General features: G+C 71.1%; 22 protein-coding genes, 1 pseudogene and 1 riboswitch. Of the genes and pseudogenes, 14 read left to right on the top strand and 9 right to left on the bottom strand.

Annotation, left to right across the window (positions count from 1 at the left end; genetic code table 11):
- The 4 genes from Voc01_RS20950 to Voc01_RS20965 form a co-directional block, all read right to left on the bottom strand.
- A partial coding sequence (locus tag Voc01_RS20950) for an Asp-tRNA(Asn)/Glu-tRNA(Gln) amidotransferase subunit GatB (RefSeq protein WP_507772763.1) occupies positions 1 to 631 on the bottom strand: 631 nt, incomplete at its 3' end.
- A gap of 280 nt (positions 632 to 911) precedes the next feature.
- Complete coding sequence (locus Voc01_RS20955) at positions 912 to 2,471, bottom strand: metallophosphoesterase family protein (RefSeq protein ID WP_239160359.1); 1,560 nt, start codon at positions 2,469 to 2,471, stop codon at positions 912 to 914.
- Between the two features lie 41 nt (positions 2,472 to 2,512).
- Positions 2,513 to 3,766, bottom strand: a complete 1,254-nt coding sequence (locus Voc01_RS20960; RefSeq protein ID WP_373873844.1) for a PQQ-dependent sugar dehydrogenase — start codon at positions 3,764 to 3,766, stop codon at positions 2,513 to 2,515.
- 5 nt (positions 3,767 to 3,771) lie between these two features.
- Positions 3,772 to 5,205 (bottom strand): pectate lyase family protein, encoded by a 1,434-nt coding sequence (locus Voc01_RS20965; RefSeq protein ID WP_239160361.1) that lies wholly within the window; start codon positions 5,203 to 5,205, stop codon positions 3,772 to 3,774.
- 12 nt (positions 5,206 to 5,217) lie between these two features.
- Between Voc01_RS20965 and Voc01_RS20970 the strand changes: the two genes are divergently transcribed.
- The 4 genes and pseudogenes from Voc01_RS20970 to Voc01_RS20985 all read left to right on the top strand — a co-directional run.
- Complete coding sequence (locus Voc01_RS20970) at positions 5,218 to 5,628, top strand: GNAT family N-acetyltransferase (RefSeq protein WP_373873843.1); 411 nt, start codon at positions 5,218 to 5,220, stop codon at positions 5,626 to 5,628.
- A gap of 53 nt (positions 5,629 to 5,681) precedes the next feature.
- Positions 5,682 to 6,191 carry a SigE family RNA polymerase sigma factor gene (locus tag Voc01_RS20975; RefSeq protein WP_203929187.1) on the top strand — a complete coding sequence of 170 codons (510 nt, stop codon included), beginning with the start codon at positions 5,682 to 5,684 and terminating at the stop codon, positions 6,189 to 6,191.
- Positions 6,188 to 7,669 carry a hypothetical protein gene (locus Voc01_RS20980; protein WP_203929188.1) on the top strand — a complete coding sequence of 494 codons (1,482 nt, stop codon included), beginning with the start codon at positions 6,188 to 6,190 and terminating at the stop codon, positions 7,667 to 7,669. Before Voc01_RS20975 ends, Voc01_RS20980 begins: the two co-directional genes overlap by 4 nt.
- 69 nt (positions 7,670 to 7,738) lie before the next feature.
- Positions 7,739 to 8,088: pseudogene (locus Voc01_RS20985) on the top strand (NAD(P)-dependent oxidoreductase); the annotation flags it as partial.
- A gap of 19 nt (positions 8,089 to 8,107) precedes the next feature.
- Here Voc01_RS20985 and Voc01_RS20990 read toward each other — a convergent pair.
- Positions 8,108 to 8,485: a PH domain-containing protein gene (locus Voc01_RS20990; RefSeq protein WP_203929189.1), complete on the bottom strand. Its 378-nt coding sequence runs from the start codon at positions 8,483 to 8,485 to the stop codon at positions 8,108 to 8,110.
- A gap of 66 nt (positions 8,486 to 8,551) precedes the next feature.
- Between Voc01_RS20990 and Voc01_RS20995 the strand changes: the two genes are divergently transcribed.
- Positions 8,552 to 9,532, top strand: coding sequence for a hypothetical protein (locus tag Voc01_RS20995; protein WP_203929190.1), 981 nt, complete (start codon positions 8,552 to 8,554; stop codon positions 9,530 to 9,532).
- Between the two features lie 156 nt (positions 9,533 to 9,688).
- Here Voc01_RS20995 and glyA read toward each other — a convergent pair whose 3' ends face one another.
- A complete protein-coding gene (gene glyA / locus Voc01_RS21000; protein WP_203929191.1) occupies positions 9,689 to 10,957 on the bottom strand; it encodes a serine hydroxymethyltransferase in 1,269 nt (422 codons plus the stop codon).
- A 17-nt stretch (positions 10,958 to 10,974) separates the two neighbouring features.
- Positions 10,975 to 11,062, bottom strand: a riboswitch (ZMP/ZTP riboswitch).
- Positions 11,063 to 11,116: 54 nt separating this feature from the next.
- Between glyA and Voc01_RS21005 the strand changes: the two genes are divergently transcribed.
- A complete protein-coding gene (locus tag Voc01_RS21005; protein ID WP_203929192.1) occupies positions 11,117 to 11,311 on the top strand; it encodes a hypothetical protein in 195 nt (64 codons plus the stop codon).
- Positions 11,308 to 11,466, top strand: coding sequence for a hypothetical protein (locus Voc01_RS21010; RefSeq protein WP_203929193.1), 159 nt, complete (start codon positions 11,308 to 11,310; stop codon positions 11,464 to 11,466). The genes Voc01_RS21005 and Voc01_RS21010 overlap by 4 nt, the downstream gene beginning before the upstream one ends.
- Positions 11,467 to 11,509: 43 nt before the next feature.
- Here Voc01_RS21010 and ilvD read toward each other — a convergent pair whose 3' ends face one another.
- On the bottom strand, positions 11,510 to 13,357 hold the full coding sequence (gene ilvD / locus Voc01_RS21015) for a dihydroxy-acid dehydratase (protein WP_203929194.1): 1,848 nt from the start codon (positions 13,355 to 13,357) through the stop codon (positions 11,510 to 11,512).
- Between the two features lie 90 nt (positions 13,358 to 13,447).
- Between ilvD and Voc01_RS21020 the strand changes: the two genes are divergently transcribed.
- The 4 genes from Voc01_RS21020 to ilvC all read left to right on the top strand — a co-directional run bounded on the left by Voc01_RS21020 (position 13,448) and on the right by ilvC (position 19,323).
- The gene (locus tag Voc01_RS21020; RefSeq protein ID WP_203929195.1) at positions 13,448 to 15,742 is read left to right on the top strand and encodes a putative bifunctional diguanylate cyclase/phosphodiesterase; all 2,295 of its coding nucleotides are present in this window, start codon (positions 13,448 to 13,450) and stop codon (positions 15,740 to 15,742) included.
- A 165-nt stretch (positions 15,743 to 15,907) separates the two neighbouring features.
- Positions 15,908 to 17,773: an acetolactate synthase large subunit gene (locus tag Voc01_RS21025; protein ID WP_203929196.1), complete on the top strand. Its 1,866-nt coding sequence runs from the start codon at positions 15,908 to 15,910 to the stop codon at positions 17,771 to 17,773.
- 9 nt (positions 17,774 to 17,782) lie between these two features.
- Positions 17,783 to 18,301 carry an acetolactate synthase small subunit gene (gene ilvN / locus Voc01_RS21030; protein ID WP_203929197.1) on the top strand — a complete coding sequence of 173 codons (519 nt, stop codon included), beginning with the start codon at positions 17,783 to 17,785 and terminating at the stop codon, positions 18,299 to 18,301.
- A gap of 8 nt (positions 18,302 to 18,309) precedes the next feature.
- A complete protein-coding gene (gene ilvC, locus Voc01_RS21035; protein ID WP_203929198.1) occupies positions 18,310 to 19,323 on the top strand; it encodes a ketol-acid reductoisomerase in 1,014 nt (337 codons plus the stop codon).
- Between the two features lie 95 nt (positions 19,324 to 19,418).
- On the opposite strand, the gene Voc01_RS21040 is transcribed toward ilvC, so the two are convergent.
- Positions 19,419 to 19,877, bottom strand: a complete 459-nt coding sequence (locus Voc01_RS21040; protein WP_203929199.1) for a hypothetical protein — start codon at positions 19,875 to 19,877, stop codon at positions 19,419 to 19,421.
- Between the two features lie 317 nt (positions 19,878 to 20,194).
- On the opposite strand from Voc01_RS21040, the gene serA reads away from it, so the two are divergent.
- Positions 20,195 to 21,805, top strand: coding sequence for a phosphoglycerate dehydrogenase (serA, locus tag Voc01_RS21045; RefSeq protein WP_203929200.1), 1,611 nt, complete (start codon positions 20,195 to 20,197; stop codon positions 21,803 to 21,805).
- Positions 21,806 to 21,810: 5 nt separating this feature from the next.
- Here the strand turns inward: serA and Voc01_RS21050 are convergent, their stop codons facing one another.
- Positions 21,811 to 22,029 carry a hypothetical protein gene (locus Voc01_RS21050; RefSeq protein WP_203929201.1) on the bottom strand — a complete coding sequence of 73 codons (219 nt, stop codon included), beginning with the start codon at positions 22,027 to 22,029 and terminating at the stop codon, positions 21,811 to 21,813.
- A 134-nt stretch (positions 22,030 to 22,163) separates the two neighbouring features.
- Between Voc01_RS21050 and Voc01_RS21055 the strand changes: the two genes are divergently transcribed.
- Positions 22,164 to 23,189, top strand: coding sequence for a 3-isopropylmalate dehydrogenase (locus Voc01_RS21055; RefSeq protein WP_203929202.1), 1,026 nt, complete (start codon positions 22,164 to 22,166; stop codon positions 23,187 to 23,189).
- A gap of 80 nt (positions 23,190 to 23,269) precedes the next feature.
- Positions 23,270 to 24,367 (top strand): branched-chain amino acid aminotransferase, encoded by a 1,098-nt coding sequence (locus tag Voc01_RS21060; RefSeq protein ID WP_203929203.1) that lies wholly within the window; start codon positions 23,270 to 23,272, stop codon positions 24,365 to 24,367.
- Positions 24,368 to 24,936 lie beyond the last annotated feature (569 nt).

Below are 24,936 nucleotides of genomic sequence, written 5' to 3' on the forward strand. Positions count from 1 at the left end.
AGCCCTGCTCCATGCGCACGTCGGACACGTCGAGGCTCCGGAGCAGGTCGCGCAGCGCGGTGACGTACGCGCGGGCGACGATCGGCGCCTTGGCTCCGGTGCCGGGAACGGGCTTGGTGACGATCTCGACGAGCGGGATGCCGGCCCGGTTGTAGTCCACAAGGGACTCGGTGGCGCCGTGGATGCGGCCGGTGGCGCCGCCGAGGTGCAGCGTCTTGCCGGTGTCCTCTTCGAGGTGTACCCGCTCGATACCGATCCGCACCACCTCCCCGTCGACGTCGACGTCGAGGTACCCGTCGACGCACAGGGGCTCGTCGTACTGGCTGATCTGGAAGTTCTTCGGCATGTCGGGGTAGAAGTAGTTCTTCCGCGCGAACCGGCACCACGTGGCGATCGAGCAGTTGAGCGCGAGCCCGATGCGGATGGTCGCCTCGATGGCGGCCCTGTTGGCCACCGGCAGGCTGCCGGGCAGGCCCAGGCACACCGGGCACACCTGGGTGTTGGGCTCGGCCCCGAACTCCGTGGGGCAGCCGCAGAACATCTTGGTGTTCGTGCCCAGCTCCACGTGCGTCTCGAGCCCGATGACCGGCTCGAACCCCGCGACCACGCCTTCGACCGTCGTACTCGTCACGCCGCCCAGCGTAGTGGCCGATTCGCGCGTCACGCAGCCGGGTATCGCGGCCGTCTGTCCGCTGCGGGTCGGCGGTGGCGAAAGGCTTTATGTGACGCGCGTGAGCGCATCCGGATACGGGAAGCGTCGCAACGAACCCGACCCAGCCAGTGTTCCGCGGGGGTCACGGGCGGCCGTGCGCTTCGCGCCGACCGAACGACCGGGCACAGATGCACCTCACGGCACACGGATGATGTTCCTCCGTGCCCGGTCGTTGGCGGTTGCCACCGCCCCGAACCCGTCACGAAGGGCTGGGTGACCCCGCCCCGAACGGGGAGCCGGAGCCGGACCCGGACGTCGAACCCGAGACCGACGGCGACGGGCTTCGCACCACCGGCGCCTTGTCGTCGGGGCGCACCAGGTTCCGCTGCAGCGTCACCTCCGACTGGCCGGTGCCGCCGACGGTGATGTCGTCGTAGGCCTGCAGCGACTTGTCGGTGTCGTCGAAGTACAGCACCGACATCTCCAGCGGGGTCGGCTCCTCCTTCTCCAGCCCCCGCAGGCCGGCGCCGCCGGTGGAGCCCTGCACCATGAGGAGCGTGCGGCCCTCCGGCGGGATGCGGCCGTCCTCCTGGTCGAGGCGGGTGATCTCGCGCTTGTGCCGGTGCCCGGCGAGCACGAGCGGCACCACGCCGGCCAGCGGCTCGGCGGCGATCGGGTCGTGCACCATCGCCAGGTTCACCGGGCGTCCGGCCACCCGCACGGTGGCGGCCAGCGACTCGCCGGACCCCTCGACCGAGGCGGCGCCGTCGGCGGTCTTGTCGGGGGTGAAGCGGGGGTCGGAGATGCCGGCGATCACCAGGCCGTCGATCTCGGTCACGGTGTTGTCGAGCACCGTCGCGTTCGGCTGCCGTGCCACCGCGGCCGCCGTCGAGGCCGAGTCGTGGTTGCCGCGGATGAAGACGTAGGGGACCCGCAGCGCGGCGATCGCGTCCACATAGGACCCTTCGGGTTCGCTGCCCCAGTCGTTGATGTCGCCGGTGTCGACGACCATGTCGATGTCGAACTGCTCGACCACGGTGCCGATGATCGACCAGGCGGCCGGGTTCAGGTGCAGGTCGGAGACGTGCAGCACGCGGGTCGTGGTGGTGTCGGGCTCGTAGACGGGCAGGTTCGACACCGTGCCGTAGATGCGGCCGACGTTGGCGACGAGCCGCTGCAGCTGGTCGCGGTACTCCTCGTACCGGTCGGCGATCGCCCGAGCGTCACCGACCACGGCCGGCGCGTTGACGAGCAGCCCCTCGAACCGCGGCTCCTGGATCGACTGGGCGCGGAACGTGCCCGCCGCGCTCATGCCCGTGCCGAGCACCATCACCAGCGCGATCGCGCCGCATCCGGCGACCCGGCGGGCCGAGCGGTAGATGAGCGCGCCCAGCAGCATGGCGCCCAGCACCGACGCGCCGGCCACCTGCCAGATCAGCCGCCGCACCCCGCGCGAGACGTCGTCGACGGCGCCGTCGCTGGCCCGTTCGAGCGCGTTGGGGTCGGTGACGATCGCCTGCGTGCGCTCCTGGTCGAGCGCCTGCAGGGTGACCTGGAGGTGCGCCGGGCCGTAGTGGCTGGCCAGGTGCAGCGAGCCGAGCGGCGGGATCGCCACCTCGGTGCCGCCGGTCAGCGACGGGATCACCGAGTACCTCGCCTCGAACGGGCCGACGTCGTCGGTGGTGCTGCCGGCCAGCAGCACGCCGATGACGACACCGACCACCGAGACGGCGATGACGCCGAGCGCGGAGGCGGTGCGACGCACGCGCGGCCGGCGCACGAACGCCGGCCGCCAGCTGCGCCTACGCAGACGCAGCACGGGGCGCGTGGAGCGCGCCCGCTCGAGAAATGCCCGAAGGCTCAACCCTTACCTGCCTCGCCGGCGTTGGCGATGATGACGCGGATGATGCGGTCGTCGTCGGGCTTCGGCGCCCCACGGCCGTCTTTGTTGGACGTGCTGATCCAGATGGACCCGTCGGGTGCGACGACGGCCGCCCGCAGCCGCCCGTAGGCCTTCGTCATTATCGACTTCGGTTGCCCGAGCGCGCTACCGGTGGCGGTGGTCTGCACGAGGTACACGCGTTCGCCGCGCAGGCAGGCGGTGATGTAGATGTTGTCGAGCATCGCCGCGCCGGAGCAGGACGCCTCGTCGGTCGCCCACTGCACGATCGGGTCGACGAACGACGGGTTCTGGCCGATGCCCTCGACGGTGGGCCAGCCGTAGTTCTTCCCGGGCTCGATCGCGTTGACCTCGTCCCAGCTGTTCTGGCCGAACTCGGTGGCGAACATGCGGCCGTTCTTCGCCCACGCGAAGCCCTGCACGTTGCGGTGGCCGAAGCTGTACACGAGGTTGTTGAACGGGTTGCCCGGCGCCGGCTGGCCGTCGACGGTCATCCGCAGGATCTTCCCGCCGAGACTGTTCGGGTCCTGCGACAGCCCGCTGTTGGACGCGTCTCCGGTGCCCGCGTACAGGAAGTTGTCGGGCCCGAAGCGGATCTGGCCGCCGTTGTGGATGCCCGACACCGGGATGCCGGTGAGGATCGGCGTCGGCGGCTGGCCCAGCACCATCTTCGCGATGCGGTTGTCGTCGCGGGTCGTGTAGTAGACGAAGACGGTCTTGTCGACCTCGTACGTGGGCGAGACGGCGATGCCCATGAGCCCGCCCTCGCCACCGGAGTACGCCTCCTCGACGGTCTGCACCGGGGTGGCGACCAGCCCGTCGGCGTTCTGCTCGGGGCCGAGCTTGATGATGCGGCGCGTGTCGCGCTCGGTGACCAGGGCTCCGCCGTCGGGCAGGAACGCGATCGCCCACGGCACCGCGAGGTTCTTCGCGATCACGGTGGTCGCGACGTTCAGTTCGGCCTCTTCCGGCCCGCTCGACGCCGCGCTCGGCGTCGGCAGGTTCGGCGGCGTGCCGGCCTCGTCGGGCGGCGGGTCGCCGAACGCGCACCCGGCCGCGACGACGGTGGCCGCGATCGCGGCGACCGCGGCTGACCGGCGGGACCGGAGTCGGGGAGCCCTCACCCGCCCTAGGGTAACCGGCCCGACTCCGGATCCTGGCCGCCTCCGCTGCTCACCGCGCGGAAGCGGCCAGGATCGCCGTCGAACCGTGATTTGCCTCAGACGCTGATCCGCCCGGCCCCGGCGCCGCCGGAGACGATGGACTTCACGTTGCAGGCCGTGTCGAGCGTGTAGGAGTACGGGATGCTCGCGACGCTGCCGCCGGCCTGGCCGGAGCCGGAGTTGACGAAGCAGTTGTTCCGCGCGACGAGCGTGCCCGGGCCGGAGTCGCCCTCACCGAGGTGGTACGGGTCGTCGGTGTTCTCGAAGTAGTTGCCCTCGACGAGGACGCCGGCACCCTCGGTGGAGGCCACGCCGTAGCCGCCCACGTTGCTGTACAGGTTGTTGTAGACGTGCACCGGGTTGCCGAAGCGGACCCGCGGGTGGCGCTGGTTGGAGCCGTCGAACCAGTTGTGGTGGTAGGTCACCCGCAGGTGGCCGCGGTCCTGGCTGCCGTTGTCGTCGCTGTGGCCGAGCAGCATCGACTTGTCGTGGCCGAACACCCGGTTCCAGCTGACCGTGACGAAGTCGGAGCCGCGCTTGATGTCCACGGCACCGTCGTAGCCGCCGGTGAAGCTGTTGTGGTCGATCCAGATGTTGGTGGCCGACTCCTGGACGTTGATCGCGTCGTCGTCCCAGCCGCGGAAGGTCAGGTTGCGGATGATGACGTTGCGGTCGCCGTTGATGTTGAAGCCGCAGCCGGAGATCGTCGCACCCGAGTTGCCGAGGATCGTCTTGTTCGAGCGCACGCGCAGCATGCCCGAGCAGGAGATCGTGCCGGAGACCCGGATCACCGACGCGCTGGTGGAGGCGAGTGCGGTGGTCAGCGCGGAGGCGCTGGTGACGGTCGTCGTGGCGGCGCTGCCGCCACCGGTGGTGCCGCCGTTCTGGGTGGCCCAGCCGGCGAGACCGGTCTGCGGGGTGCCCGGGTTACCGGGGTTGCTGCCGACGGTGGCGAGCTGCCACTGCTGGTTCCAGCCGTTGAGGTCGTCGTACTGGGCGATGCGGCCGCCGTCGGCGGTCGACCACTCCCACACGTCCAACGCCTTGTTGGAGTGCCGGCTGATGAACCGGACGTAGCCGCTGTCGGAGTCGGCCAGCCGGAAGTGCTGGCGGGTGTTGCCGCTGACGGCCGTGCTCTGCACCAGGAAGCTGCCGTTGTTGGCGTCGGGAACCGTCAGGACCTTGCCGCTGTGTACGGAGCGGACCTGGTAGTAGCCACTGCCGACGTCGACGAACCGCCACTGCTGCACGGCGAGGTCGTTGCGGGTGAACTGGTTGACCGGGGCGTTGTCAGCGGTGGCCCACTCGTACAGGTCCATGGCCTTGCCGCTGTGGCGGTTCACGAACACGTAGTTCGTGCTGGTGCTCGGCGTGGCGGCCGAGGCCGGCGCCGAGGTGAGGTTGGTGGTGACCACGCTCGCGACCGTCGCGGCGGCAACGGTCGCGGTGACGGTGAGCGCGGCCGTCACCACACGGTGGAGCCTTGACATGAGCATCCTCCGATGGGGTGGGAACGCCGTCCCAGGCGATGGGAAAGCGCTTTCCCCAGATTGTTAACGTTGACATTTGAATCGGTCAATGAGTTGCAGTCGTTTGCATTAGGTGATCAAGGACGGCCGTGGCAGGCTCGTCGCATGTCTGAGGTGGCCGACAACCCGGAACGCTCGCGCTACGAGATCACCGTCGACGGTGTCGTGGCCGGGTTCGCGGCCTACGTGCGTCACCCCGATCATCTGACCTTCACCCACACCGAGATCGGCGCCGAGTACGGCGGCCGGGGCCTCGGCGGAACGCTGGTGAAAGGTGCACTCACCGACGTGCGGGCCAAGGGCGGCCGCATCGTGGCGAGCTGCCCGTTCGTGAAGTCGTACATCGAGAAGCACCCCGAGTACCGGGACCTCCTGAAGAACTGACTCAACCTCACCGGCCCGCCGGGCGTGCTCCCTAGCGAAGGGGAGGACAGCCGGTGACCAAGCCAGAGCAAGATCCCGAGTTCGCCGATTTCGTGGCGTTGCGCTACCGCGACCTGCTGCGGACCGCCTACCTGCTGACCGGGTCGCACCACGCCGCCGAGGACCTCGTGCAGGCCTGCCTGCTCAAGGCCATGCCGCGCTGGGACCGGATCGCCGAACCGACGACGTACCTGCGCCGCGTCATGGTCAACCAGCGGGTGTCGTGGTGGCGGCGGCTGAGACGGGAGCTGCCACAGGCCGACCCGCCCGACAGCGTCGTGCCCGACGACGCCGGCGGCGCCGCGGAGCGCACGGTCGTACTGGCCGCGCTGGCGGGGCTGCCGCCGCGCATGCGGGCGGTGCTGGTGCTCCGGTACTGGGAGGACCTGTCCGAGGCCGAGACCGCCGACCTGCTCGGCTGCTCGACCGGCACCGTCAAGGCGCAGGCGTCGCGCGGCCTGGCCAGGCTCCGAACCGTGCTCGGCGCGGCTCCGGCGGAAACGCACGCAAGGGGGAACCGGTGAACGACACCATCGAGGACGAGGTCCGGACCGCGTTCGCGCGGATCGCCGAGCCGGTCGTACCCGGACCCGACCCGTGGGGCCGGCTGCTCGCCCGGCGCAGCCGGCGCCGGTGGCGGCGCGGCTTCGCGGCGGCGGCGACCGCGACCGCGCTGGCGGCCGGTGGCGGCGCCCTGGCCCTCGCGCCGACCGGGGGGCCCTCACCGGCGCCCGACGTCGACGTGCAGGCGCACCACGTGAAGGCCCGGATGACCGAGTGGACCCGCCGCCTCATCGAGGGACCGACCCGGGGCAACCTCGCGGGCGACCGGGCCGCCGTCGAGGAGTTCACCGAGGCGATGTCGACCGAGTTCGAAGGCGCCGTCGACCCGGCCCAGGACCGGACCAAGCTGCTCGTGCTGGCCGACGTCGCCGGTGCCCGGGTCGCGGTCGCGGCCCGGTACAACGACGGGTACGCGTCGATCCTGCTGAGCCGCACGCCTCTGGCGCCCCGCCGCGACGGGCCGGACGGACCCGGGAGCCTGGGCGGCATGGCCGGCGGGTTGACGCCGTTCTTCCACTACTCCGGCGGGGTGCACCAGAGCCAGACCGTCGTCGAGAACGTGGCGACGGTGGTGCTCGCACCGGCCGGCTGCACCGTCGAGAGCTCCGACGAGGTCGTGCTCGCCGACGACGGCACCACGCGGCGCTCCTGGACGCTCCACGGTGACCACCTGATCGAGGAGGGTGAACGGAGCCGCAGCACCTGGTGGCGGGTCACGTGTGACGGCCAGGTCCGGTACGAGGGCACGCCCACCCTCGCCTGGTCTCCCGACAAGGTGGAGCCCGAGCCGGTCAGGCCGGCCCGCGGAAGCGCCGAACCCGTGCTGGTCGGCGCCGCGCTGGACGCGTGGCGCAACTCGACCCGCCACCTCGGCGGCACCACGCCGTCGGTGCTGTGGGCCGGCCCGTCCGGGGAGGGCCGGTCGACGGTGGTGGTCGCCGGACCGGGCCGGGACGGGCGGACCCTGGTCACCGCGCTGACCGGCCCGCCGCCGGACTTCGCCGGACCCGGCCTCGACCAGGACGTGCGGCCGGTCTGGCCGGTGGCGGGCGTGTACTACGCCGGGCGCGAGCCGTACACGGGTGAGCCGACGGGTGACAGCGGCTCCACGCTGGTGATCCCGGCGACGTTCGGTACCGCGACAGCGGCGTCGGCCGACCTGGTGGCGGTGCGGCTGCCGGCGAACCGGGACCTGCCGACCCTCGGCGACCGCATCCTGGTGGTGGCCCCACCGGCGGCGATGGAACTGCGGTACGGCGGAAGGACGGTGCGCCTCACCGACGGCGTCGGCGTCCTCACGCTTTCGGTGCCGTCCGGCGACGTGACCCTCACCGCGGTCGACGCCACCGGCGCGGTGCTCGCCACCGCCCGGTACCGCGAGCCCGACACCAACGGGCAGATCTTCGGCGAGCGGGTCATCGACGACTGGGATCGATAGTGTCCTCGCGTGAAGGCGTGGATCGCGCATGAGAAGGGCCCGGGGCTGATCGGCGACGTGCCGCCGGGGTCGACCGTCGAGCTGTTGGAGAAGCTGCCGGCGGTGCGGGTCGTCCAGCTGATGCCGCTCACCGGTGCCACCCGCGGCCTCGTCGACGCCGCGTTCCTGGCCGCGTTGCCCGACGGCGCGCTGCTGGTGAACGCGGCACGCGTCCCATCGTGGTCACCGACGACCTGGTGGCGGAGTGCGCGAGCGGGCGGATCAACGCCGCGCTCGACGTGACCGACCCCGAGCCGCTCCCGGCCGGCCATCCCCTCAGGGCGATGCCGAACGTGCTGATCACCCCGCACGTGGGTGGCTGGGTGCCGAGCCTCGACCGGCGGTCGTACGCGCTGGTGGGCGACCAGCTACGGCGCTAAGCCGCCGGCGCCCCGCTGGTCAACGTGGTGACGGGGGAGTACTGAGCTGCTCGCCGCTCGCGGCGACCAGCTTCGGCAGGTCGGCCGGCGTCACAGCGGTGAGCCGGATCTCCGAGCCCGCGGCGGTGTGCGCGAACACCCGGTTCCGTTCGCCCACCACCAGCGACTCGATCTTCGGCCAGGGCACGAAGCGCGACCCGAACAGCGCCCGCACCCGCACCCCGTTGACCGTGGCGTCGGTGCCGGCCCGCCAGCCCCAGACGGCGATCGCCAGCGGGACGAGCAGGATCGGCGCGACGAACCACGCGCTGGTGGCGAGCGGTAACCCGCCGATCACCGCGACGACGGCGGCCACGGTGATCGCGGCGTTGTACCGGAACTTGACCGGGGCCTGCATCCGTCCATCATCCCACCCGGTCGGACGGGTGCCCCCGGGCGCCCGCTGGTGGTTGACTCTCTCACCGTGACAGGCCGTTCAGCGGCGCACGGCTACGACACCGGCGCCTGGGTCCCGGCGCGTACCCCGCCGTCGTGGCTCGCCTCGGTCGGGCCGCCCCGGGTGGTGCTGCGGCCCGGTCCCGTGCTGCCGCTCGTGGTGTCCGGGGTGGCGACCGCGCTGTGGGTCCTCGTCGTGGGCTACGGCGCCGTGCGGCTCGACCCCGCGTGGAGCGCCCTCGCCGGTCTGCTCGGCCTGGGCGCGCTGGCCCTCGTGCTGCGGGGCCTGCCGCTGCCGGCGGCGCCGGTGGTCCTCGCTGCGGTGGCGTGCTGGGCGTTCGTCGCGCGTGACTGGGTGCCCGAATCGGCCGGCGACCTCGCGGGCGCGGCCCGCCTGGTCGCGGGATGCCTCGCGTTCGCCGTGCCGCTGGTGCTGGCCGGCTTCGCCGCGATCTGGGCCGACGGGCGCCGCACCGCCCGCGCGGCGGTCGAGAAGGGGCTCGGTGGACGGCGCTGGTTCGGCGTCAACCGGGGTGACCCGGAGCCGCAGCTCCCGGCGCTGGAGCAGGTGCCCGCCGCGCTGTTCTTCGCGCTGCCGTCCGGGCAGAGCTCGCACCTCGTCGTGGCCGGCCGGCGCGCCGCCCTGGTGGCGACGACGGTCTGGCCGCGTGGCGAGTACGGGGTCGAGAAGAACCAGGTGGTGCGCAACGGCCGCCCGTACTCGCCCGGCACCGACGAGGTCGACGGCACCGTCGACGACGTGCGACGGTGGCAGCTGCGGCTCGGGCCGGTCGGCGCCACCTGCCGGGCGTTCCTCGTGGTGCACCCGGCCAGCGGACGGCTCACCGACACCGTCCGCGTCGACCTCCCGCCCGTGGAGGGCGTGCAGGTGCTGGCCGCCGACCGCTTCGTGGAGGAAGTGGGGGCCTTCCTGGCCGCGGACGCCAACGAGATCGCCGTCGACGTCCTCCTGTCCCTGACCGACCTGTACACGCAGCCCGAGCCCTGACCCAGCACCCGCACCTCCCGCACCGCCCGCCGCCTTCTCCTGCGCCGATCTTGCAGTTGTGGCCCCCGAAAAATCCGGATATGACGCCTATAGTGGCGGCCACAACTGCAAGATCGGCGCGGTCAGGGGCGCGGCGCGGGCGCGGGCGGCGCGGGGTCAGACGCGGGACCAGCCCGGCATCGGGAAGTTCGCCAGCAGGTCGCTGACCTCGCCGGCGATCCGGGACTGGGCCGGCTCGTCGTCCTTGACCAGGGCGTCGACCGAGTCGGAGAACCAGGCCGCCACCTGCGGCATGTGCTCCTCGGTGAGGCCGCGGGTGGTGATGCCGGCCGTACCCAGCCGCAGGCCGGACGGGTCGAACGGCTTGCGGGTGTCGTACGGCACGGTGTTGAAGTTGAGCTCGATGCCGGCCCGGTCGAGGGCCTGCGCGGCCGGCTTGCCGCCGATGCCCTTGCTGGTCAGGTCGATCAGCAGCAGGTGGTTGTCGCTGCCGCCGGTGACCAGGTCGAAGCCCTTGTCGACCAGGGCGGCCGCCAGCGCGCGGGAGTTCTTCACGATCTGCGCGGCGTAGTCGCGGAACGACGGCTCTGCCGCCTCCCGCAGCGCCACCGCGATCGCGGCGGTGGTGTGGTTGTGCGGGCCGCCCTGCAGGCCGGGGAAGACCGCCTTGTCGATCGCCTTGGCGTGCTCCCCGGTGCTGAGGATCATCGCGCCGCGCGGGCCGCGCAGCGTCTTGTGGGTGGTCGTCGTGATCACGTCGGCGTAGCCGACCGGTGACGGGTGTGCGCCGCCGGCGACCAGGCCGGCGATGTGCGCGATGTCGGCCACGAGGACCGACCCGACCTCCTTGGCGATCTCGGCGAAGCGCGGGAAGTCGATGGTGCGCGGGATCGCGGTGCCGCCACAGAAAATGATCTTCGGTCGGTGCTCGCGGGCCAGGTCACGGACCTCGTCGAAGTCGATCAGGCCGTCTTCCTTGCGCACCGAGTAGTGGACGGCGTTGAACCACGCACCCGTGGCCGACACCTTCCACCCGTGCGTGAGGTGACCGCCCATCGGCAGGCCGAGGCCGAGGATCGTGTCGCCGGGCCTGGCGAACGCCATGTAGACGGCCAGGTTGGCCGGCGAGCCCGAGTACGGCTGCACGTTGGCGTGCTCGACGCCGAACAGCGACTTCGCCCGGTCGATCGTGAGTTCCTCGATCGGGTCGATGAGCTGCTGGCCCTCGTAGTACCGCTTCCGGGCGTAGCCCTCGGAGTACTTGTTGGTCAGCACGGAGCCGGTGGCCTCGAGCACAGCCGGTGACACGTAGTTCTCGGAGGCGATCATGCGCAGCTTGTCGTGCTGGCGCTCGGCTTCCTGCTGGATGAGCTCGGCGATCTTCGGATCGGCGGCGGTGAGGTTCGTCAACGGAGGAACATGCATGGGGCGTCCCCTTCACGATCGGGCACCCAGGCGCGCGATGCACCGACGATGGTTGCTCCCCGGTGGTCGGTTCCACCTCAAGCTGCGCCAGTCGCGGACGAAGTCCCGATTCTAGCCCGGCGCGCATGGCCTGCCATGACCCCGGGTAGTCGAGGATGCATGACCGATGAGACTGACCGCCTCCACGAGGAGGCCGAGCGGATCGCCGTCCCCCAGCTGGACCTCGTCGGATCGCCGGTAGACAGCCTCGACGAGCGGGTGGCCGCGGCGGAACGGCATCCGGAGGGGCGCGTGGGGGAGGCGGTCGGCGAGCATACTCGAGAGGACACCGCCGACGGAGAGGACCGCACGTGAACATCGGCAGGATCGTGTCCGTGGCCCGCAAGCTCCTCAAGGAGACCCGCACCGACACCGACTTCCGGCGCCCACCGGCCCAGGGCCGCGACGTGGTCTCCGGCTGGCGGGAGACGCCGCGGGTTCCGGGGTCCACCCAGGACCGCACGTTCTGACCACCGCCCGGCTGGCCGGCGCCGCCGGCCAGCCGGACCGTTGCTATTCGGGCACGCGGCGGTACGCGCCGTCCGACGCGCTCGTGGTCATCGAGGCGTAGGCGCGCAGGGCGGCCGAGACGGGGCGCTGCCGGTCGAGCGGCGTGTACGGGCGGTCACGCTTCTCCTGGGCGACCTTGCGGGCGTCGAGCACGTCGGTGCCCACCAGCAGTTCGATGCTGCGGGCCGGGATGTCGATCGCGATCTCGTCGCCGTCTTCGACCAGCGCGATCAGCCCGTGCCCCGCCGCCTCCGGCGAGATGTGGCCGATCGACAGGCCCGACGTGCCGCCGGAGAACCGCCCGTCGGTGATGAGCGCGCAGGCCCGCCCCAGGCCGCGTCCCTTCAGGAACGACGTCGGGTAGAGCATCTCCTGCATGCCGGGCCCGCCCTTGGGACCCTCGTAGCGCACGACCACGACGTCGCCGGCCACCACGTCGCCGCGCAGGATCGCGTCGACGCAGGTGTCCTGCGACTCGAACACCCGGGCCGGGCCGCGGAACGTGAGGTTCTCGGCCGGCACCCCGGCCGTCTTCACGACGCAGCCGTCGGGCGCGAGGTTGCCGAAGAGAATCGCCAGGCCGCCGTCGGCGGAGTAGGCGTGGGCGACGTCGCGGATGCAGCCGTCGGCAGCGTCGCGGTCGAGGGTGGACCAGCGTGCGGTGGACGAGAACGGCTCGGTCGTGCGCACCCCGCCGGGCGCCGCGTGGAACAGTTCCTCCGCCTCCGGCGAGGTCTTCCCGCTGCGGATGTCCCAGGCCTGGAGCCATTCGTCGAGGTTCGGCGCGTGGACGGAGTGCACGTCGCGCTTGAGCAGCCCGCCGCGGTCGAGCTCGCCGAGGATGGCGGGGATGCCGCCGGCCCGGTGCACGTCCTCCATGTGGTACTTCGGCGTGTTCGGCGCGACCTTCGACAGGCACGGTACCCGCCGCGAGATCTCGTCGATGTCGCTGACGTGGAACTCCAGCTCGGCTTCGCGGGCCGCGGCGAGCAGGTGCAGCACCGTGTTGGTCGAGCCGCCCATCGCCACGTCGAGGGCCACGGCGTTCTCGAACGCCGACCGGGTGGCGATGTTGCGGGGGAGCACGCTCTCGTCGTCGCCCTCGTAGTACCGCTTCGCCAGGTCGACCACCAGCGTGCCGGCCCGCTCGAACAGCTGCTCGCGCGCGGCGCTGGTGGCGAGCGTCGACCCGTTGCCCGGCAGGGCCAGCCCGATGGCCTCGGTGAGGCAGTTCATCGAGTTGGCGGTGAACATGCCCGAGCACGAGCCGCAGGTCGGGCAGGCCGAGCGCTCGATCGCGCCGAGCTGGTCGTCGTTCACCGAGTCGTTCGCCGAGGCGATCATCGCGTCGATGAGGTCGATCTTCGAGTGCACGATGCCCTCGATCGCGGTCGTCTTGCCGGCCTCCATCGGGCCGCCGGAGACGAACACGGTGGGGATGTTCAGCCGCAGCGCGGCCATCAGCATGCCCGGCGTGATCTTGTCGCAGTTCGAGATGCACACCAGCGCGTCGGCGCAGTGCGCGTTGACCATGTACTCGACGGCGTCGGCGATCAGTTCCCGGCTGGGCAGCGAGTAGAGCATGCCGCCGTGCCCCATCGCGATGCCGTCGTCGACGGCGATGGTGTTGAACTCCTTCGCGACCCCGCCGGCCTCAGCGACGGAGTCGGCGACGATCATGCCGAGGTTCCGGAGGTGCACGTGCCCGGGTACGAACTGCGTGAAGCTGTTGGCGATGGCGACGATCGGCTTGCCGAAGTCGCTGTCGGTCATGCCGGTGGCGCGCCACAGGGCCCGGGCGCCGGCCATGTTCCGGCCATGGGTGGAGGTCTTCGACCGCAGTTCAGGCATGGTGCCAGTGTGCACCCTCCGATGCGGCGGCATCATACCGGCCGAAAGTCGGTCTCCCATTGCGGGATGCGATCGGGCAGAGTGTGACCCGTGCCTCTCACTGGGGGTCTGGGCCATTCCGGCCTGTACGGCACGGTACTGGCGATCTGTCTGATTCCGACGGTCGTCGCGGCCGCCGCACTCTTCCGCGCGTCCCGGAACCGGCCCGCCGGGGTACGGCCGGCCTTCGCGCTCCTCACGGCGGGTGTCACCACGGTCGCCGCTGTTCTGCTCGGCGCCGCCGTGGTGCTGCTGGCCACCGGGGGACGGGCGTTCGTCGACGAGCCGATCCACTGCGTCACGTTCCTCGTCACGGGCGCCGGCATCGGTGTCGCTGTGACGCTGATGGGTGTCGGCCTGCTGCGGCTGCCCGGGATCGTGGCGCCCGAGAACCGGCTGGCCCGGGCGCTCGACGGCACGTTGCTGATGATCGGCCTCCTCTACTTCGCCTGGACGGGCTTCCTGGCGCACTGGCACGAACGCGTGCTGGGCGGCGAGGTGCCGACGCGGCTGCTCGTCGACTGCGCCGTGGTGGCGGTGCCGGTCGTCCTGGCGGGCGCGGTGGCCTGCATCGCGCTGATCTCGGTGGTGCACCGGCCCCGGCCGCACCGGCGGGCGATCGCGACGAGCGTCGGCGTGGGGCTGATCTGCCTCGGGCTCGTCGGGCTCCTGGCCGCCAGCACGGGCCGCACCGCGACCTGGGTGCTCCTGGGCGGCGCGGCCGCGGTCGTCGCCGGCTCGTTCGCGGTGGCGCCGGGCGCGGTGGCGCCGAACCGTCCGGTCACGCCGGCCCGCGAGACCACCACGAGCTGGCTGTCGCTGGCGGCGGTGGTACTGGCGATGTTCACCACCGCCGCCCGGGCGGTCGTCACCGGCGACTTCGTGCTCGACCCGCTGAGCGTCGTGCTCGCGATCGCGGTCGGCACGCTGCTCACCGTCCAACAACTGTTGGCACGGCGGGCGATCCGCCGGATCGCCGAGCGCCTGGCCGACAGCGAGGCGCACTTCCGGGCGATCGCGCACACCGACGCGCTCACCGAGCTCGCCAACCGGCGCGAGCTGCTGCGGATCCTGCAGGAGGAGGTTCCGGGCGGGCCGGCCTGCGTCCTGCTGTCGATCGACCTCGACGGGTTCAAGAACATCAACGACATCCGCGGGCACGACGTCGGCGACGCGGTGCTGGTCGAGGTGGCCCGCCGGCTGCGGTCGAACGTGCGTCCCGGCGACTGCCCGGCCCGGCTCGGCGGTGACGAGTTCGCGGTGCTGATGTGGGCGAAGCCCACCGAGGCGAAGCGGATGGCCGGCCGGATCCTCGACGTGCTCACCCAGCCGTACGAGCTCGCCTCCGGCACAGTGTTCGTCACCGCGAGCATCGGGCTCGCCGGCTGCCTGGAGGCCGACAGCATCGACTCGCTGCTGCGCAACGCCGACCTGGCGCTGCGGTTCGCCAAGCAGTCGGGCAAGAACCGGGTCGAGGCCTACGACGTCGCCTACGACGACCTGGTGCGCCGCCACACCGAGCTGGAGCACGAGCTGCGCGGCGCGGTCGACCGGGGCGAGCTGATGCTCGTGTACCAGCCGGTGGTCGAGGTCGCTACCGGCGCGGTGGTCGGCGTCGAGGCCCTGCTGCGCTGGCACCACCCCCGGCTGGGCACGGTGCCGCCGGCCGAGTTCATCCCGCTGGCCGAGGAGGTCGGGCTCATCCACGGGGTGGGCCGGTTCGTGGTGCACGAGGCGGCCCGTCAGCTCTCCCGCTGGGTCGCCGACGGCCACGACCTGTGGATGTCGGTCAACGCGTCGGTGCGTGAGCTGCACACGCCCGAGTACGCCGAGCTGATCCGCGAGGTGCTGCGGGTGCACCGGGTGCCGGCCGGCAGGCTGACGATCGAGATCACCGAGCACGCCGCCGCCCACGACGTGGGCCAGCTCGTGCACCGGCTCGCGGAGCTGCGGGCCCTCGGGGTGCGGGTCGCGCTCGACGACTTCGGGTCGGAGTACTCGTCGCTGAAGCTGCTCCGCACGCTCCCGGTCGACGCGCTGAAGATCGACCGGGAGCTGCTGGAGAACGACTGCGCCCCGGAGACCCCGCTCGACGCTCCCGCGGAGGCGGGCGCATCCGGCCCAGCGCCGATCGTCGACGTGGTGGTCACCATCGGGCAGCGGCTCGGGCTCGACGTGGTCGCCGAGGGCGTGTCGACGCCCGGACAGCGTGACCTGCTCGTCGGGTACGGTTGCCGGTACGCGCAGGGCCTGCTGTTCGGGGGTGGGATGCCGGCCGAGCGCGTCGAGGCGTTGTTCCGACATGTGGGAGAGGTTGACTCAGGGCATGAGATCCGGCATGGTTGACACATGCTGTCCATCGGTCTTCGCGCGCCCATGATGAGTCGAGTACTTCTCGTCTAGCGCGTCTGCGACCGTCGCCGACGCGCTAACCCCCGTGCCCTGAGCATGAGGGGTTTTTTAATGCCCGAAGACAGCCATGCACGAGACTTCCGATTGGTGCGAACCGCGATGAGCAAACCGACGCCCGAACTCCTCGCCCACCGCCCGCACTCCGCCCAGGCGCATTCCGGCGGCGCGGCGCACGCGGGGGGTGGCCAGCCGCAAGGTGCCACCGAGCGGGTCACCGATGTACCGATGACCGGCGCGCAGGCGCTCGTCCGTTCGCTCGAGGCCCTCGGGGTCGACACCGTCTTCGGCATCCCGGGCGGAACGATCCTTCCGGCGTACGACCCGCTGTTCGACTCGCGCAAGGTCCGGCACATCCTCGTCCGCCACGAGCAGGGCGCGGGTCACGCCGCCACCGGGTACGCCCAGGCCACCGGCAAGGTGGGCGTGTGCATGGCGACGTCCGGCCCGGGTGCGACCAACCTGGTCACCGCGATCGCCGACGCCTACATGGACTCGGTGCCGATCGTCGCGATCACCGGGCAGGTGTCGGTGCCGTACATCGGTACCGACGCCTTCCAGGAGGCCGACATCCAGGGCATCACGCTGCCGATCACCAAGCACAACTACCTGGTGAAGACCCCGGAGGAGCTGCCGCGCGTCCTGGCCGAGGCGTTCCACCTGGCGGCGACCGGCCGGCCCGGCCCGGTGCTCGTCGACATCCCGAAGGACGTGCAGCAGGCGCAGACGAAGTTCAGCTGGCCGCCGCAGCTGGAGCTCCCCGGCTACCACCCGACGCTGCACCCGCACGGCAAGCAGATCCGCGAGGCGGCGCGACTGATCACCTCGTCGAAGCGGCCGGTGCTGTACGTCGGCGGCGGGGTGCTCAAGGCCGGTGCCTCTTCGCAGTTGCGCACGCTGGCCGAGCTCACCGGTCTCCCGGTGGTCACCACGCTGATGGCCCGCGGCTCGTTCCCCGACTCGCACGAGCAGCACCTCGGCATGCCCGGCATGCACGGCACGGTCTCGGCGGTGTACGCGCTGCAGAAGTCCGATCTGCTGATCGCGCTCGGCGCGCGGTTCGACGACCGGGTGACCGGCAAGCTGTCGACGTTCGCCCCCAACGCCACGGTGGTGCACGCCGACATCGACCCGGCCGAGATCGGCAAGAACCGGCACGCCGACGTGCCGATCGTGGGTGACGCCCGGCACGTGATCGAGGAACTGATCGCGGCCGTCACCGCCGAGCACCAGGCCGGCCGCAAGGCCGACGTGGAGGGCTGGTGGTCCACGCTCAAGGACCTGCGCGAGCGGTACCCGCTCGGGTACGAGGAGCCGCCGGACGGCACGCTGGCGCCGCAGTACGTGATCAAGCGGATCGGCGAGATCGCCGGTCCCGACGCGATCTACTGCGCGGGCGTCGGCCAGCACCAGATGTGGGCGGCCCAGTTCATCTCCTACGAGAAGCCGGGCACGTGGCTCAACTCCGGCGGCGCCGGCACGATGGGCTACGCCGTGCCGGCGGCGATGGGCGCCAAGCACGGCCGACCCGACGCGGTGGTGTGGGCGATCGACGGCGACGGCTGCTTCCAGATGACCAACCAGGAGCTGGCCACCTGCGCGCTGGAGGGCATCCCGGTCAAGATCGCGATCATCAACAACGGCAACCTGGGCATGGTGCGGCAGTGGCAGACGCTGTTCTACGACCAGCGCTACTCGAACACCGACCTGGGCACCCACAAGCACCGCATCCCCGACTTCGTGAAGCTGGCCGAGGCGCTGGGCTGCGTGGGCCTGCGATGCGAGACCGCCGCCGACGTCGACGCCACGATCGAGGCCGCGATGCGGATCAACGACCAGCCGGTCGTGATCGACTTCGTGGTCGGCAAGGACGCGATGGTGTGGCCGATGGTCGCGGCCGGCACCAGCAATGACGAGATCATGTTCGCCCGCGGTGTGCGGCCGATCTTCGACGACGACGACGTTTAAGGGACGGACATGAGTAAGCACACGTTGTCAGTGCTCGTGGAGAACAAGCCGGGCGTGCTCGCGCGCGTCTCCGGGCTGTTCTCGCGGCGCGGGTTCAACATCGACTCGCTCGCCGTCGGTGAGACCGAGCACCCCGAGATCTCCCGCATCACGATCGTGGTCAACGCCGAGGCGAGCCCACTGGAACAGGTCACCAAGCAGCTCAACAAGCTGGTCAACGTCCTGAAGATCGTGGAGCTCGACCAGGCCGCCGCGGTTCAACGCGAACTGCTGCTGGTGAAGGTGCGCGCCGACCGCGCCACCCGGTCGCAGGTCATGGAGACCGTGCAGCTGTTCCGCGCCCGGGTGGTCGACGTGGCCGCCGAGACCCTGACGATCGAGGCGACGGGCACGGCCGAGAAACTGGACGCGCTGCTGCGCGATCTCGAACCGTTCGGCATCAAGGAAATGGTCCAGTCCGGCGTGGTCGCCATCGGTCGGGGATCGCGTTCGATCACCGCCGGCCCGGCGCTCCGAGCCGCCTCGTAAGGAGAGAGATGTCCGTCGAAATTTTCTATGACGACGACGCCGACCTGTCGGTGATCCAGGGTCGCAAGGTGGCCGTCATCGGCTACGGCAGCCAGGGGCACGCGCACGCGTTGTCGCTGCGCGACTCCGGTGTCGACGTCCGGATCGGCCTGCCGGAGGGCTCCAAGAGCCGGCCGAAGGCCGAGGAGCAGGGCCTGCGGGTGGTGACTCCCGCCGAGGCCGCCGCCGAGGCCGACGTCATCATGATTCTCGCGCCGGACACCGCGCAGCGCTCCATCTACACGGAGTCGATCGAGCCCCACCTCACCGACGGCAAGGCGCTGTTCTTCGGGCACGGGCTGAACATCCGGTTCGGGCTCATCACCCCGCCGTCCAACGTGGACGTCGCGATGGTGGCGCCGAAGGGCCCCGGCCACCTGGTGCGCCGCCAGTACGTCGACGGCAAGGGCGTGCCGTGCCTCATCGCGGTCGAGCAGGACGCGTCGGGTGGCGCGCAGGCGCTGGCGCTGTCGTACGCGAAGGGCATCGGTGGCACCCGCGCGGGCGTCATCAAGACGACCTTCAAGGAGGAGACCGAGACCGACCTGTTCGGTGAGCAGGCGGTGCTCTGCGGTGGCGCGTCGGCGCTGGTGCAGACCGGTTTCGAGGTGCTCACGGAGGCCGGCTACGCGCCGGAGGTGGCGTACTTCGAGTGCCTGCACGAGCTGAAGCTGATCGTCGACCTCATGTACGAGGGCGGCATCGCGCGGATGCGGTACTCGGTCTCCGACACCGCCGAGTACGGCGACTACACGCGCGGCCCGCGCGTGATCAACGACCAGGTGAAGGCCGAGATGAAGCGCATCCTCGGCGAGATCCAGTCGGGCGAGTTCGCGCGCGAGCTCGTCGCCGAGGACGACAACGGCCGGCCGAACTTCCAGAAGTTCCGCGAGCAGGGTGCCCAGCACCCGATCGAGGAGACCGGTCGCAAGCTGCGCGGCATGATGAGCTGGGTCGACCGCCCGCTCACCGACACCGCCTGACAGCCAGCGAAAGGCCGTCCCGTGAACACGGGACGGCCTTTCCATGCACGAAGGCCGCCCCGCGAGACGCGGGGCGGCCTTTTGTGTAGCAGGAACTACTGGGCGCTGGTGCCGCTCGTGCCCTGGGTCGGCTGCGCGTACTCGGCGCCGTCGGCCGCGTAGTTGGGCTCGCCCTCGCCGTAGCCTTCGCCCTGGTCGCCGCCGTAGCCGGCGGGCTGGTCGCCGCCGGTGTAGCCCTCGCCCTGGTCGCCACCGGCGTAGGCCGGGTCGTGCTGGCCCTCGGCACCGGCGTAGGCCGGGGCCTCGGCGCCCTCGCCGTAGCCCGCGCCGGCGCCGTCGCCGTACTCGACGGGCTGGTCGCCGCCCTCGTAGTTCACGTTGTCGGGACCGTAGCCGTCGTTGGCGGTGAAGCCGCCGACCGACTGCTCGTGGTGCGGCGCGTCGAACCCGCCGTCGAGGGGCTGGCCGATCAGGCTGTCGTACTGGTCGGCCGGCGGGTAGTCGGCGGTGGGCTCGTCGTGGGTCGGCTGGTCGTAGCCGTCGTACTCGCTCATGTGGTTGATCCTCCGGGTTCACGGTTGTGTCGGGGTTGCGCCGGGAACTACGAGGTGCTTCGAACCGAGGTTCACCGAGGACTGTAATGAGCGCTATCGGCTAACGGACTCCCACTTGATCCCTAACGGCATCAACTGGGGAGACCGGCTGTCCGTGGAACGGGTGACGCTATCAGTCATAAATAGGAACTTTTCGGGCAATCTGTGAGCGCACTCACGTGGCTCGGGTGCGGCCTCCCCGGCACCCTCGGCCTACGATTCGCGGAAGAGTCGCGCACCTTCATCGCGCACAATCTCACCGCCAATCTGAGGATCTGATGACGTTTCCTGCTGACCGTCCGGTCGTGCTGATCGCCGAGGAACTCGCACCGGCCGCCCTCGAAGTGCTCGCCGACGACTTCGATGTCCGTCATGTCGACGGCACCGACCGTCCGGCCCTGCTCTCCGCGTTGGCCGAGGCGAACGCCATCATCGTGCGCAGCGCCACCAAGGTCGACGCCGAGGCGATCGCGGCCGCGCCGCGCCTCAAGGTGGTCGCCCGCGCCGGCGTCGGGCTGGACAACGTCGAGACGGCCGCCGCCACCGCGCGCGGCGTGATGGTGGTCAACGCGCCCACGTCGAACATCGTGTCGGCGGCCGAGCAGGCGGTCGCGCTGCTGCTCGCGGTGGCGCGTCACACGGCCAGCGCCAGCGCCGCGCTGAAGAACGGCGAGTGGAAGCGGTCGAAGTACACCGGCATCGAGATCGCCGGCAAGACGGTGGGCGTCGTCGGACTCGGCCGCATCGGTGTGCTGTTCGCGCAGCGGATGGCCGCGTTCGGCACCCGGCTCATCGCGTACGACCCGTACATCCAGCCGGCCCGCGCGGCGGCGCTCGGGGTCCGCCTGGTCGGGCTCGACGAGCTGCTCGCCGAGAGCGACTTCATCTCGATCCACCTGCCGAAGACCCCGGAGACCGTCGGGCTGATCGGCGCCAAGGAGCTGCACCAGGTCAAGCCGACCGTCCGCATCGTCAACGCGGCCCGCGGCGGGCTCATCGACGAGGCGGCGCTGGCCGAGGCGCTGGCCGAGGGCCGGGTCGCCGGCGCCGGCATCGACGTGTACTCGAAGGAGCCGTGCACCGCGTCGCCGCTGTTCGCGTTCGACAACGTCGTGGTCACCCCGCACCTGGGCGCGTCGACGGCCGAGGCGCAGGACAAGGCGGGCCTCGCGGTGGCTCGCAGTGTCAAGCTTGCGCTGCAGGGTGAGTTCGTGCCCGACGCGGTGAACGTGCAGGCCGGCGGCGTCGTCGCCGAAGACGTGCGTCCGCTGCTGCCGCTGGCGGAGAAGCTCGGGCAGGTGTTCACCGCGGTCGCCGGCGGCGTGGCCGCGTCGGTCACCGTCGAGGTGCGCGGCGAGATCGTCAACAACGACGTCACGGTGCTGAAGCTGGCCGCCACGAAGGGCCTCTTCACGTCGGTGGTCGAAGACCAGGTGACCTACGTCAACGCGCCGCTGCTCGCCAGCGACCGCGGGGTCGAGGTCGCGCTGGCCACCAGTCCCGACTCGATCGACCACCAGAACCTGGTCACCATCCGCGGCGCCCTTCCCGACGGCCGCGTGGTCGCGGTCTCGGGCACGCACCAGACGACCCCGCGCGAGGCCCTGAAGCTCACTGAGCTCGACGGCTTCGCGCTGGAGCTCGACGCCGTCGGTCACCTGCTGTTCTTCCGCTACGCCGACCGTCCCGGCGTCGTCGGCACCGTGGGTTCGATCCTTGGCGACGCGGGCGTCAACATCGCGGCGATGCAGGTCGCGCGGCGCGAGGCCGGTGGCGAGGCGTTGATGACGCTCACCGTCGACGGCTCGGTCGCGCCGGAGCTGCTCGACCGCGCGGCGGCCTCGATCGGCGCCACCGCGGCGTCCACTGTGGACCTGACCGTCGAGTAGCGGTACTAGCGGGCCAGCTTCGCGGTCAGGCCGGCCGCCAGCACCTCGGCGTCGACGTCGGTGACGTCCTCACCCAGCTCTTCGACCAGTTGAATCTTGGTGAGGACGACCTGACCGCCGGCCACGTCGAAGCCGGGCAGCACCCGGAGTTCGTCGCCCACCAGGGCGAGAACGGCCTCGGGGTCGGTCGACTGGGCCAGGACGCGAAGATCGTCTGCGGTCACGACAGCCATGGAATGCGGGTTCCCGGATTTGTTGACGGGTAAACTTCCCATTCAATGGGAGTGACGTACCGACAAGCGGGAACCATCGTAAGCTCTGTGGCCGTAGTCAACCAGCGTTCAGCAGGAGGTGGCGGGTGTCGCGCATCGCGGTGATCGCCGGCGACGGGATCGGCACCGAGGTCATCACCGAGGCCCGCAAGGTCATCGACGCCGTGGCGCCCGGGTTCGAGTACACCGAGTACGACCTCGGTGCCGCCCGGTACCACCGCACCGGCGAGGTGCTGCCCGACAGCGTCCTCGACGAGCTGGCCGGCCACGACGCGATCCTGCTCGGCGCCGTCGGCGACCCGACCGTGCCGCCGGGTGTCCTCGAGCGGGGGCTGCTGCTGAAGCTGCGGTTCGTGTTCGACCAGTACGTGAACCTGCGCCCGTCGCGCCTGTGGCCGGGCACCACGAGCCCGCTCGCCGGTCTCAAGCCGGGCGAGATCGACCTCGTGGTGGTCCGTGAGGGCACCGAGGGTCTGTACGCGGGCGCCGGTGGCGTGCTGCACCGCGACACCCCGGCCGAGATCGCCACCGAGGAGAGCCTCAACACCCGGCACGGCGCCGAGCGCGCGATCCGCGACGCGTTCGCCCGGGCGGCGAACCGGCCGCGCCGCAAGGTGACGCTGGTGCACAAGACCAACGTGCTGACGCACGCCGGCGGTCTCTGGGCCCGGGCGTTCCAGGCCGTCGCCGCCGAGCACCCCGACATCGAGACCGAGTACCAGCACATCGACGCGGCGGCGATGTTCCTCGTCACCAACCCGCAGCGGTACGACGTCGTGGTCACCGACAACCTGTTCGGCGACATCCTCACCGACATCGCCGCGGCGGTCACCGGTGGCATCGGGCTCGCGGCGAGCGGCTGCATCAACCCGACGCGGCAGAAGCCGTCGATGTTCGAGCCGGTGCACGGTTCGGCGCCCGACATCGCGGGCAAGGGCGTGGCCGACCCGGTCGCGGCGGTCCTGAGCGGCGCGATGCTGCTGGAGCACCTCGGCAACGCCGAGGCGGCCGGCCGGGTAACCGAGGCGGTCGCGGCGGAACTCGCGTCCCGTACCCCGGGGGCCACGCTGCGCACCGCCGAGGTTGGCGACCGGTTGGCGTCGAACGCCTGACATGCGCGCGACCGGCTCACGGCTTAACGGCCGTTCGGGGTAAGTTTCAGGCACCCAGCCGAACTACCCGGAGGACCGTTATGAACGGCGGTGACCACCTCGACTTCGAGATTCGTCCGAATCCTGCCCCGGTAGCCGCCGCCGAGCGCGCGGCTCTCATCGCGAACCCGGGCTTCGGGCGCATCTTCACCGACCACATGGTCACGATCCGTTGGGCCGACGGGAAGGGCTGGTACGACGCGCGCGTCGAGGCGCGGGCCCCGATCCAGCTCGACCCGGCGAGCGCGGTGCTGCACTACGCGCAGGAGATTTTCGAGGGTCTGAAGGCCTACTCCTGCGACGACGGCAGCGTCACGATGTTCCGTCCCGACGCCAACGCCCGCCGGTTCCGCGAGTCGGCCACCCGGATGGCGATGCCGCACCTGCCCGAGGAGCTGTTCATCGGGTCGCTGCACCAGATCATCAAGGCCGACCGGGAGTGGATCCCGACCGACGCCGAGGGCAGCCTGTACCTGCGGCCGTTCATGTTCGCCAACGAGGTGTTCCTCGGGGTGCGGCCGGCGCTGGAGTACCTGTACGTGCTCATCGCTTCGCCGGTTGGGCCGTACTTCCCGAGCGGCATCAAGCCCGTCACGGTGTGGGTCTCCGACGTCTACACGCGTGCCGCGCCCGGCGGCACCGGCGCCGCGAAGTGCGGCGGCAACTACGCCGCCAGCCTGTCGGCACACGCCGAAGCCATCGAACACGGCTGCGACCAGGTCATCTACCTAGACGCCGTCGAGCGCAAGTACATCGACGAGCTCGGCGGCATGAACGTCTTCTTCGTGTTCGACGACGGCAGCATCACCACGCCGCCGCTCACCGGCACGATCCTGCCGGGCATCACCCGCGAGTCGCTGCTCATGCTGGCGCGCGACAACGGGCTCGAGGTGCGCGAGGAGCAGTACAGCCTGGCCCAGTGGCGCGACGACGCGGCCAGCGGCCGGCTCCGCGAGGCGTTCGCGTGCGGAACCGCCGCCGTGGTCACCCCGATCGGCCGCGTGCGCTCCGTCGAGGGCGAGATCGTCATGGGTGACGGCGGGAGCGGCGTCACCACGATGAAGCTGCGCCAGCAGCTGGTCGACATCCAGCGCGGCCGGGTAGACGACCCGCACGGCTGGGTCCACCGCGTCTCCTGACCGCGTCTCCTGACCGCGCGTCGGTCCCGGGCCCATCGGCGGCCCGGGACCCCTACGCGGCTACGCGAACAGCTCGTCGGCCTCCGAGACGGTGACGGCACGGCGGATCCACGTGTCGAGCAGGTCGATGCCGCCGCAGGTGGTGATGCGGCCGCGGGCATCGTCGGAAACCACCCGTGGCGCACGCGCTCGAAGTCGGTCGTCACCGGGACCTGTCATGGTCCCAGGACGACCGGGGTGAGCGCCATGCCGGGATCGCCGATCCGGATCGGCTCGGCGCACCACTCCGCGGTGGCGGACGAGGGGCAACACCAGGAGCGAGACCGGGCACCGGTGGCGTGCATGCACGGTCGCGGAGTACACCGGCCACGGCTCCCTGGCACCTTGACATCCAGCGGACCGGCCGGCAGGCCGGCCGAGTGGCAGGTTCGCGCGCAGTCGTGGAATGGGCAAAGCTGACATCTCGGCCCGGACCGGCCCCCGCCGCCACTGTCCGTCATCGCAAATCCGCCCACGAGGTCTGTGCCGATCGCCTTGATCGTTGTTCGAGGAACGAACGTGCAGCCCCA

Origin of the sequence: Virgisporangium ochraceum, assembly GCF_016863655.1 — a bacterium.
Lineage (GTDB): Bacteria > Actinomycetota > Actinomycetes > Mycobacteriales > Micromonosporaceae > Virgisporangium > Virgisporangium ochraceum.

Bases quoted from the DNA above. Each gene is read 5' to 3' on its own strand.
- Voc01_RS20965 (WP_239160361.1), bottom strand. From the start codon at position 5,205: ATGTCAAGGCTCCACCGTGTGGTGACGGCCGCGCTCACCGTCACCGCG.
- Voc01_RS20970 (WP_373873843.1), top strand. From the start codon at position 5,218: ATGGGGTGGGAACGCCGTCCCAGGCGATGGGAAAGCGCTTTCCCCAGA.
- Voc01_RS20990 (WP_203929189.1), bottom strand. From the start codon at position 8,485: ATGCAGGCCCCGGTCAAGTTCCGGTACAACGCCGCGATCACCGTGGCC.
- glyA (WP_203929191.1), bottom strand. From the start codon at position 10,957: ATGCATGTTCCTCCGTTGACGAACCTCACCGCCGCCGATCCGAAGATC.
- Voc01_RS21005 (WP_203929192.1), top strand. From the start codon at position 11,117: ATGACCGATGAGACTGACCGCCTCCACGAGGAGGCCGAGCGGATCGCC.
- ilvD (WP_203929194.1), bottom strand. From the start codon at position 13,357: ATGCCTGAACTGCGGTCGAAGACCTCCACCCATGGCCGGAACATGGCC.
- Voc01_RS21025 (WP_203929196.1), top strand. From the start codon at position 15,908: ATGAGCAAACCGACGCCCGAACTCCTCGCCCACCGCCCGCACTCCGCC.
- ilvN (WP_203929197.1), top strand. From the start codon at position 17,783: ATGAGTAAGCACACGTTGTCAGTGCTCGTGGAGAACAAGCCGGGCGTG.
- ilvC (WP_203929198.1), top strand. From the start codon at position 18,310: ATGTCCGTCGAAATTTTCTATGACGACGACGCCGACCTGTCGGTGATC.
- Voc01_RS21040 (WP_203929199.1), bottom strand. From the start codon at position 19,877: ATGAGCGAGTACGACGGCTACGACCAGCCGACCCACGACGAGCCCACC.
- serA (WP_203929200.1), top strand. From the start codon at position 20,195: ATGACGTTTCCTGCTGACCGTCCGGTCGTGCTGATCGCCGAGGAACTC.
- Voc01_RS21060 (WP_203929203.1), top strand. From the start codon at position 23,270: ATGAACGGCGGTGACCACCTCGACTTCGAGATTCGTCCGAATCCTGCC.